This is a genomic window from Mycobacterium talmoniae (assembly GCF_001854525.1).
GTDB classification, from domain to species: domain Bacteria; phylum Actinomycetota; class Actinomycetes; order Mycobacteriales; family Mycobacteriaceae; genus Mycobacterium; species Mycobacterium talmoniae.
In genome coordinates, this window is record NZ_MLQM01000205.1 from 1 (window position 1) to 8,929 (window position 8,929).

Below are 8,929 nucleotides of genomic sequence, written 5' to 3' on the forward strand. Positions count from 1 at the left end.
ACGCCAACCCCGAGGGCGGCAGACGCAAAATGAGCCAGACACCAGGTAAGACAGAACCAACCACCGCGCCACGGCACCTGTCACGCAGACACACCGCAACCCGGCACACTCACACTGACACTGAGACACAAAAGCCCCCATTTGGTGCTAGAAATGGGGGCTTTTGCGTCTGCTCGTGCTGATCACTCTGGCCACATAGACCTCACCAGAATCATCCGATGATTTATCGGCGCGTCGCGTACTGTTTGCCAATCGGCAGGTGTCTAATAACGCGGTGTGGGCAGTGCGGTATGCGGGCCCAGATCAGCAACACCGACCGCAGGAGTAATCGTCGTGCACATCAACCCGATAGCCCTATCGCGGGTAGGGCGAATGGCCTGGTCATTGTTACGGCATCCGGTCAAGAGCCGCGAGTTTCCGGCTAAACACGAACGCTTGGTCACCACCGACGAGCTACTGCGCTTCGGGGTGTAGCGCAGCGGCCGCGCACCGTGCGGCAGTTTGCCAGTTCGTGATCTCTCGGTGCGTCGCGCCGCGCAGCCCGCGTGGGCGAGAATCGGGTCATGCCGCCCAGTGACCCCGACGTCGCCGACCTGGCCGCCGCCTGGCACGCCCTGATCGCGCCGCAGTCCACCTCGCCCGACCGGGACGGGATCGGCCGCGGGCTGCTGGCGGCCTGGAGCGAACCGCATCGGCGCTACCACAACCTGGCTCACCTACGGGACGTGCTGGCCCACGTCGACGCCCTCGCCGCCCACGCGGACGACCCCGACGCGGTGCGGCTGGCCGCGTGGTATCACGACGCGGTGTATCGGGGCCGCGGCGACGACGAGGAGAACAGCGCGCGGCGCGCGGAGACCGAACTGGCCGCGCTCGGCCTGCCGGTGTCGCTGATCGCGGAGGTCGCCCGGTTGGTGCGGCTCACCGCCGCCCATGACCCGGCGCCCGACGATCGCAACGGCGTCACGCTGTCCGACGCGGACCTGGCGATCCTGGGCGCACCGGCCGACCGCTACGCCGCCTACGCGGCGGCGGTTCGGGACGAATACGCGCACCTGCCCGACGACGCCTTCCGGACCGGACGCGCGCAGGTGCTGCGCGCGCTGCTGGGTGGCCCCGCGCTCTATCGCACGCCGGCGGCCCAGCAGCGCTGGGAAGCGCAGGCCCGGATCAACCTCGCCGCCGAACTAGACCGGCTGACCGGTTAACTACAGCCCAGAGTCTCGGATCGCCTCGGCCAGCGGCTCGAGCACCGCCGGGTCATAGGGCACCGGGATGTACACGATGGCCAGGTCCAGCCCCTCGGCGCCCAACGCGGCCGCGTCGTCAATCACCTTGCCGTAGTTACGATCCGACTCCAGCCGCACGTGCGCCGACAGCAGGATCTCCTTGGGGTCGCGACCGATATCGGCGCAGTGCGCGGCCAGCACGTCGCGCTTGCGCGCGAACTCCTCGGGCGGGCCGCCGACGAAATTCCAATGTTGAGCATATTTCGCGGTGATCTTCAGGGTGCGTTTCTCGCCGCTGCCGCCGATGCAGATCGGCGGGTGCGGGCGCTGCGGCCCCTTGGGCTCGTTGCGCGCCCCCTTGAGCTGATAGAACTTGCCGTCGAAATCGGTGGTCTCCTGGCTGAGCAGGCCGGTCAACACCTGGCAGGCCTCTTCGAACCGGTCGAACCGTTCCCTGATGCTGCCCAATTCGATGCCGTAGGCGCCGGACTCCTCCTCGTTCCAGCCGGCGCCGATGCCCAACTCGAGCCGACCGCCGGAGATGATGTCCAGCGCCGCGGCCATGTTGGCCAGCACCGCGGGATGGCGGTAGTGGATCCCGGTGACCAGGGTGCCCAGCCGCAGCCGGGTGGTGGCCTGGGCCAACGCGGTCAGCGTGGTCCAGCCCTCCAGACACGGCCCGGCCGAGTCGGAGAAGATCGGATAGAAGTGGTCGAAGGTCCAGCCGGACTCGTAGATGTCGATCTGGTCGGCGGCCTGCCAGAGCGCCAACATGTCGGCCCAGGTGGTGTTTTGCGGTGAGGTTTTGAAGGCGAATCGCACTCGCTTCAGGCTACTCGCGGTTACGGCACTCCGCCCCGCGGCGAGCAGACGCAGAATCGCACGCTCCGCGTTCGATTTATGCGATTCTGCGTCTGCTCGGCGTCTCGCGGCTGCGGCACACTGGGGGAATGGATCCGGTGTCCGCGCTGCGACAGATCGCCTATTACAAGGACCGGGCCCGCGAGGACTCCCGCCGGGTGATGGCCTACCGGCGCGCCGCCGACGTCGTCGAGGCGCTCGACCCGGCCGAACGGGACCGGCACGGGCGGGCCAACAGCTGGCAGTCCCTGCCCGGGATCGGGCCGAAGACCGCCGCGGTGATCGCGCAGGCCTGGTCGGGCCGCGAACCCGACGTGTTGGTCGAACTGCGTTCGGCGGCCGCCGATCTCGGCGGTGGGGAGGTTCGCGCCGCGCTGCGCGGGGATCTGCATCTGCATTCGAACTGGTCGGATGGGTCGGCGCCGATCGAGGAGATGATGGCCACCGCCGCGGCGCTGGGCCACCAGTACTGTGCGCTGACCGACCATTCCCCGCGGCTGACGATCGCCAACGGCCTCTCCCCCGACCGGTTGCGTCGCCAGCTTGACGTGATCGACGAGCTGCGGGAGCGGTTCGCGCCGATGCGCATCCTGACCGGCATCGAGGTCGACATCCTCGACGACGGCACCCTGGATCAGGAGCCGGACCTGCTGGAGCGGCTCGATGTCGTGGTGGCCAGCGTGCACTCGAAACTGGCGATGGATGCGGCGTCGATGACCCGCCGGATGATCCGCGCGGTGTCCAACGAACACGCCGACGTGCTGGGCCACTGCACCGGACGGCTGGTGGCTGGCAACCGAGGCATCCGGCCCGAATCGAAGTTCGATGCGGAAAAGGTGTTCACCGCCTGCCGCGACCACGGCACCGCGGTGGAGATCAACTCCCGCCCGGAGCGCCGTGACCCGCCGACCCGGCTGCTCAACCTGGCACTGGAGATCGGGTGCCTGTTCAGCATCGACACCGACGCGCACGCGCCGGGCCAGCTGGATTTCCTGGGCTACGGCGCCCAGCGGGCCCTGGATGCGGGGGTGCCGACCGAGCGGATCGTCAACACCTGGCCGGCCGAGGACCTGTTGACCTGGACGGCGTCATAAACTCACGAGTCGTGCGCGCGGGCCTGGGCATCGACACCGTGATCACCCTGCTGGCGGCCGGGCTGATCTTCTTATTGGCGCTGGGTCTGGGCGTGTGGAAATACCGGCAGATGGCCACCGCCGAGAACCACATCGCGCATCCCTACGTCGACATCGCGCACCGCGCGGCGCTGCTCTACTCATTCGCGACGCTGCTGATCGCGGTCTTCGTGGAACTTAGCGGCTGGCCGCCGTGGGTGAACCTGACCGCGGCCATGGTGGTGGTGTTCTTCTTCGTGGCCGCCATCGCCAGCTACATCGCGCACGGCGCGTTGCGCGACACCACCAACCAGTTCGCCCATCCGACCCGCGGCCTGCACCTCAGCATGTTCGCCCTTATCGCCGGGGAGATGGGCGGGTTCGCCGTCCTGCTCGCCGGTTTCATTGCCGCCCAACTGGTTTAGCTACCGTCGAGTGGGCAGTTGATGCACGCTTCCGGCGAAAACCCGTGCCCTAACTGCCCACTCGGCGCCCCGTGGTCAGTCGGGCAGATGCGGCATCTCCAGGCCGGGATCCCGGCCGAGCAGCGCCGCGCGGATCAGCGCCGCGTTGCCGTAGCGGCGGCGCACCCGTTCGACCGCCTCGTCGACGGCGGGCCGGTCCGCGCCGTTGAACGGCAGTTCCAACTGCTGGGCCCCGCCTCGGTCGATATTGGCGACCGCGAACCCGATCAGGGTCAAGCCGCGCTCGGCGATCAGCGGTGCCGCCCCGGCCACCAACCCGCGGGCGGCGGCCAGGATGGGTGCGGTCGAGGACGTCGGCCACGGCAGGGTGTGCGAGCGGGTGGCCCGGCCGAAGTCGTCGAACCGCAGCCGCAGCACCACCGTCCGCCCAGTGCGGCCCGCCGTGCGCAGCCGGCCGGTGATCCGGTCGATCAACGTCATCACCACGGCGTCCACCTCACGCTCTGACATCCGGTTGCCGGCCCGGCCGAGGGCGCGCTGGGCGCCCACCGACCGCCGCCGCACGCCGGGCCGCACCCGCCGCCGGTCGATATTGCGGGACAACGCATACAGCTGGCGGCCCATCGCCCCGCCGACCAGCGACGCCAGCATCGGCTCGCTGAGTTCGGCCACCTGCGCGACGGTGTCGATGCCGTGGGCGTGCAGTTTCGCCGCGGTCACCGCCCCCACCCCCCACAGCCGACGCACCGGCAGCGGATGCAGGAACGCCAACTCCCGTTCCGGCGGCACCAGCAGCAGCCCGTCGGGTTTGGCGACCTGGCTGGCCACCTTGGCCAAGAACTTGGTGCGGGCGATCCCGACGGTGATCGGCAGCCCGACCCGCTGCCGGACCTGCGCCCGCAGCCGCGCCGCGATCTGCACCGGTTGCCCGGCGACCCGGCGCAGGCCGGTCACGTCAAGAAACGCTTCGTCGACCGACACCGCCTCGACCAGCGGTGTGGTGTCGGCAAACACCGCGAAGACCGCGTCGCTGGCCCGGGTGTAGGCCGACATCCGCGGCGGCACCACCGCCGCCTGCGGGCACAGCCGCCGGGCCTGGGCACCCGGCATGGCGGTGCGCACCCCGAAGGCCTTCGCCTCATAGCTGGCGGCCAACACCACCCCGCCGCCGACGATGACGGGCCGGCCGCGCAGCGCGGGGTCGTCGCGTTGTTCGACCGACGCGTAGAAGGAGTCCAGGTCCGCATGCAGGATCGTCGCCAAACCCGACACGAACATATGTTCGCATTAGGGTGGGACAGGTGGGCGGTGTTTCTCGGGCGAGCGTGCGCAGACCCGGGAATCAGGCCGGCGTGTCGACCGGGGACACGCTCGCTCGCGGTTGAGAGGGGTCGCCGTAGACGCTGGCGACCCAGATGTGCACCAGGGTGTCGAGCAGGTGCTCGTCGGTCACCGACGGGCGCTCGTCCCCGAACGTGGCCAGCATCATCTTCTCGTTGAGCAGGTTCAGCGCGGCGGACAGGTCGTGGGCGGGCAGGGTCACCGGCGCCGCGCCGCGGGCGCGTTCGGCTTCGATCACCACCGCGATGTGGCCGACCCACTTCTGCATGAACCGCGACCACAGCTCGCGGATGTCGGCGTTGGTGCGGGCGGCATCGGCGGCCAGGGAGACCGCGCGATGCGAACCGAACGTCTCCACGAAGACGTTGATGCCGGTGCGCCAGAGCTCTTTGATGTCGGCCGGCGGGTCGGCGGCCATGGCTTCCATTGCGGAGTCGGCTTCGACGATCACCCGCTCGAACAGGGTGAGCAGCACGGCGTCTTTGGAGCGGAAGTAGAAGTAGAACGTCGGGCGGGACAAACCGGCGCCTTTGGCCAGGTCATCGACCGAAATGTCGGTGAGCGGGCGCTGCTCCAGCAGCCGTTCCGCGGTGGTCAGGATGGCCAGTTCACGGTCGTCGCCCGACGGGCGTGTCGAACGCCGACCGCGGGTGGCGCGGGCGGGGCTGGCGGTAGTCACGACCGCTACTTTACTCGATGTTGAAAAAATCGACACACTGTTGACCAACTCAACACCGTGTTGATACCGTTGGTCCCATGAACGAACACCTCGACGTTGTCATCGTCGGCGCCGGCATCTCGGGCATCAGCGCCGCCTGGCATCTGCAGGACCGCTGCCCCACCAAGAGCTACGTGATCCTCGAGCGCCGCGACGACCTCGGTGGCACCTGGGACCTGTTCAAGTACCCGGGCATCCGCTCCGACTCGGACATGTTCACGCTGGGCTTCCGGTTCAAGCCGTGGGAGTCGGCCCAGTCCATCGCCGACGGTGCGTCGATCAAGGCCTACGTCAAGGAGGCCGCCGCCGAGAACGGCATCGACCAGCACATCCGCTACCGCCAGAAGGTGGTGGCCGCCGACTGGTCCGACGCCGACAACCGCTGGACGCTCACCGTGGACAGCGAGGGCGAGCAGCGCGAGATCACCTGCTCGTTCCTGTTCGCCTGCAGCGGCTACTACAACTACGACGAGGGTTACTCGCCGCAGTTCCCCGGCGCCGAGGACTTCGAGGGCACCATCGTGCACCCGCAGCACTGGCCGGAGGATCTGGACTACGCGGGCAAGAAGATCGTCGTGATCGGCTCCGGGGCCACCGCGGTGACGCTGATCCCGTCCCTGGTGAACTCCGGCGCCGGGCACGTGACCATGCTGCAGCGCTCCCCCACCTACATCGGGTCGCTACCGTTGGTCGACCCGGTCGCCGAGCGGGCCAACCGGCTGCTGCCCGCTAAGGCCGCGCACGTAGTGAACCGGTGGAAGGCGATCGGCTTTTCCACCGCGCAGTACCAGCTGTCCCGGCGGTTCCCCAACTACATGCGCAAGACGCTGCTGACCATGGCCAAGCGCCGGCTGCCCGCCGGCTACGACGTCGAGAAGCACTTCGGCCCGAGCTACAAGCCGTGGGATCAGCGGCTGTGCCTGGCGCCCAACGGCGACCTGTTCCGCACCATCCGCAAGGGCGGGGCCGACGTGGTCACCGACACCATCGACACGTTCACCAAGACCGGCATCAAGCTGAGCTCCGGGGAGGAGCTGGCCGCCGACATCATCATCACCGCAACGGGTTTGAACCTGCAGCTGTTCGGTGGTGCGGAGATCCGGCGCAACGGCGTGCCGATCGAGCTTAACGACACCATGTGCTACAAGGGCCTGATGTTGACCGGGCTGCCGAACATGGCGTTCACCATCGGGTACACCAACGCGTCGTGGACGCTCAAGGCCGACCTGGTCTCGGAGTTCGTCTGCCGGCTGCTCAACTACATGGACGCCCACGGCTTCGACACCGTGGTGCCCGATCACCCCGGCGACTCGGTGGAGGAGCGGCCGCTGATGGACTTCACCCCGGGCTATGTGCTGCGCGCGCTGGACTATCTGCCGAAGGCCGGTTCGCAGTTCCCGTGGCGGCTCAAGCAGAACTACCTGCTCGATGTGCGGCTGATCCGCCGCGGCCGCGTCGACGACGAGGCCCTGCACTTCACCACCCACCGCGCCCCGGTCGCGGTGTAGTCCCCCCGCCGAGCAGACACAAAAGCCCCCTGTAACCACGTTACTAGGGGGCTTTTGTGTCTGCTCGCGCTAGGAGGTCGCGTTAGGAACCGACCACCACGATGCCGTCGTGGTCGCTGTAGGCGATGTCGCCGGGCACGAAGGAGACACCCCCGAGCTCGACGACGGCGTCGCGTTCGCCGGCACCGGTCTTGGTGCTTTTGCGGGGGTTGGTCCCCAGCGCCTTGATCCCGATGTCGAGGGTGCGCAGGGTCGCCGCATCGCGCACCGCCCCGTGCACGATCAGCCCGGCCCAGCCGTTGCTGCGGGCCAGCTCGGCGATCACGTCGCCGACCAGCGCGGTGTGCAGCGATCCGGCGCCGTCGATCACCAGCACCGCGCCCTCGCCCGGCTCGGAGAGCACCGATTTCAGCAGCGCGTTGTCCTGGAAGCAGCGCACGGTGTGAATCGGGCCGGCAAACTGTTCGCGGCCCCCGTACTGGGTGAACTGCAGATCGCAGCTGCGCACGTCGGGCCCGATGTCGTCGACGAGGTCGGCGGTGGGCCGAAAGGTCACGCCCACGGTCAGGCGTCGTCGCCGGCGCGGCGCACCAGCTGACGGATCAGCAGCAGCACCAGCAGGCCGATCGCGGCCGCGACCACCGGCGTCACCGGGAAGCCCCCGGACGCCGGCGCCGGCAGCGCGGCCGGCCGGGCGACCGGGTTGTCCGCCGCGTCGACCGCCGATTTGGCCTGCGCGGCAGTCTCTTTCGCCGCCGCCGCGAGCTCGGCAGATCCGTTGGTGTCGATCCCGGGCGCGGCCTTCTTCGCCGGCGCTTTCTTGGCGGGGGCCTTCTTCGCCGGTGCCTTCTTCGCGGGTGCCTTTTTGGCGGGGGCCTTCTTCGCGGCCTTGGCGGGCGCCTTCTTCGCCGGTGCCTTCTTCGCCGGCGGCTCCGCGTCCTGCTCCGGCGCCGGCTTGCCCGACGGCACCTGCGGCTCGGGCGGCTCCGGCGCAGCGTCGGGTCCGTGGTCGGGCTGGTCCTGCGAGTCTGCCATGCGGCTACTCCTTTGTGGTTTCCTCGTCGCGTACACCGGCAGCGATCCCCATCATGCCAGCACACGCCCGCTGCTCAGCACGGACCGCTAATCTGCCCGGCCGGCCGAGCGCCGCCGTCACGATCTGCGCTGCGCCGCCCACAGGCCGGCACCGACGATGACGATCGCCCCGACCGCAAACGGCCAGATCGGGATCTGGCGCCCGGACCCCCCGGCGGGCGCGGGACCCGGCTCCGAAACCGCGGGTCCGGGCTGGCCGGTGCCGGGTACGGTCAGCCGAAACGACCACGCCCCGGAGACCGGATGCCCGTCGGCCGAGGTCACCCGATAGTGCACCGTATAGACGCCGACCGGTCCCAGCGGGCGCACCTTGATGCTGGCGATCGCGCCCTGCACCCGAGGATGCCCCGATTGCCAGAGGTGGTGGTCGGGACCCACCACCGTCATCGCCGCGAAGGTGGGTTGCAGGCTCTCGTTGAAGGTGGCGCTGACCTCGTCGGGGCCGGTGGCCAGCTCGGCGTCCTTGGCGGGGTCGGTGGCGATCAGCACGGCGTGCGCGGCGGCGACGCCGGCCGCCCCGAACAGCATCATCGCCAGCAGCAGGCCCACCGCCTTATACACATCTGACGCCGCCGGCGACGTTATCGGTGGGGGTGCTGGGGGGGGCGCGGGGTTGTGGGGGGGGTGGGGTCGCGGGTGT

At 69.2% G+C, this 8,929-nt stretch carries 10 protein-coding genes; 4 read left to right on the forward strand and 6 right to left on the reverse strand.

The window, feature by feature from the left end:
• The first annotated feature begins 563 nt into the window (after window positions 1–563).
• Window positions 564–1,208: an HD domain-containing protein gene (locus BKN37_RS23980; protein WP_071029438.1), complete on the forward strand. Its 645-nt coding sequence runs from the start codon at window positions 564–566 to the stop codon at window positions 1,206–1,208.
• On the opposite strand, the gene BKN37_RS23985 is transcribed toward BKN37_RS23980, so the two are convergent.
• Complete coding sequence (locus BKN37_RS23985) at window positions 1,209–2,051, reverse strand: LLM class F420-dependent oxidoreductase (RefSeq protein ID WP_071029430.1); 843 nt, start codon at window positions 2,049–2,051, stop codon at window positions 1,209–1,211.
• A 128-nt stretch (window positions 2,052–2,179) separates the two neighbouring features.
• Here BKN37_RS23985 and BKN37_RS23990 point away from each other — a divergent pair, with 128 nt between their 5' ends.
• Window positions 2,180–3,184: a PHP domain-containing protein gene (locus BKN37_RS23990; RefSeq protein WP_071029431.1), complete on the forward strand. Its 1,005-nt coding sequence runs from the start codon at window positions 2,180–2,182 to the stop codon at window positions 3,182–3,184.
• Between the two features lie 11 nt (window positions 3,185–3,195).
• Window positions 3,196–3,627, forward strand: a complete 432-nt coding sequence (locus BKN37_RS23995) for a hypothetical protein (RefSeq protein WP_071029432.1) — start codon at window positions 3,196–3,198, stop codon at window positions 3,625–3,627.
• A gap of 75 nt (window positions 3,628–3,702) precedes the next feature.
• On the opposite strand, the gene dinB is transcribed toward BKN37_RS23995, so the two are convergent.
• Both dinB and BKN37_RS24005 read right to left on the reverse strand, forming a co-directional pair.
• Entirely contained in the window at window positions 3,703–4,905 is a 1,203-nt protein-coding gene (gene dinB / locus BKN37_RS24000; RefSeq protein WP_071029433.1) for a DNA polymerase IV, read from the reverse strand.
• A 64-nt stretch (window positions 4,906–4,969) separates the two neighbouring features.
• Window positions 4,970–5,647 carry a TetR/AcrR family transcriptional regulator gene (locus tag BKN37_RS24005; RefSeq protein WP_071029434.1) on the reverse strand — a complete coding sequence of 226 codons (678 nt, stop codon included), beginning with the start codon at window positions 5,645–5,647 and terminating at the stop codon, window positions 4,970–4,972.
• 77 nt (window positions 5,648–5,724) lie between these two features.
• Here BKN37_RS24005 and BKN37_RS24010 point away from each other — a divergent pair, with 77 nt between their 5' ends.
• Window positions 5,725–7,194 (forward strand): flavin-containing monooxygenase, encoded by a 1,470-nt coding sequence (locus BKN37_RS24010; RefSeq protein ID WP_071029435.1) that lies wholly within the window; start codon window positions 5,725–5,727, stop codon window positions 7,192–7,194.
• An 82-nt stretch (window positions 7,195–7,276) separates the two neighbouring features.
• Here BKN37_RS24010 and rraA read toward each other — a convergent pair whose 3' ends face one another.
• From rraA to BKN37_RS24025, 3 genes are all read right to left on the reverse strand, one after another.
• Window positions 7,277–7,756: a ribonuclease E activity regulator RraA gene (rraA, locus tag BKN37_RS24015; RefSeq protein ID WP_071029436.1), complete on the reverse strand. Its 480-nt coding sequence runs from the start codon at window positions 7,754–7,756 to the stop codon at window positions 7,277–7,279.
• A gap of 2 nt (window positions 7,757–7,758) precedes the next feature.
• Window positions 7,759–8,229, reverse strand: coding sequence for a hypothetical protein (locus BKN37_RS24020; RefSeq protein ID WP_071029437.1), 471 nt, complete (start codon window positions 8,227–8,229; stop codon window positions 7,759–7,761).
• Between the two features lie 117 nt (window positions 8,230–8,346).
• Window positions 8,347–8,820 carry a copper resistance CopC family protein gene (locus BKN37_RS24025; RefSeq protein WP_071029439.1) on the reverse strand — a complete coding sequence of 158 codons (474 nt, stop codon included), beginning with the start codon at window positions 8,818–8,820 and terminating at the stop codon, window positions 8,347–8,349.
• Window positions 8,821–8,929: the final 109 nt, after the last annotated feature.

What these genes read in the sequence shown, in the direction of transcription:
- BKN37_RS23980 (WP_071029438.1), top strand. Translation starts at nt 564, where the DNA reads ATGCCGCCCAGTGACCCCGACGTCGCCGACCTGGCCGCCGCCTGGCAC.
- BKN37_RS24025 (WP_071029439.1), bottom strand. Translation starts at nt 8,820, where the DNA reads ATGATGCTGTTCGGGGCGGCCGGCGTCGCCGCCGCGCACGCCGTGCTG.
- BKN37_RS24010 (WP_071029435.1), top strand. Translation starts at nt 5,725, where the DNA reads ATGAACGAACACCTCGACGTTGTCATCGTCGGCGCCGGCATCTCGGGC.
- BKN37_RS23990 (WP_071029431.1), top strand. Translation starts at nt 2,180, where the DNA reads ATGGATCCGGTGTCCGCGCTGCGACAGATCGCCTATTACAAGGACCGG.
- dinB (WP_071029433.1), bottom strand. Translation starts at nt 4,905, where the DNA reads ATGTTCGTGTCGGGTTTGGCGACGATCCTGCATGCGGACCTGGACTCC.
- BKN37_RS24020 (WP_071029437.1), bottom strand. Translation starts at nt 8,229, where the DNA reads ATGGCAGACTCGCAGGACCAGCCCGACCACGGACCCGACGCTGCGCCG.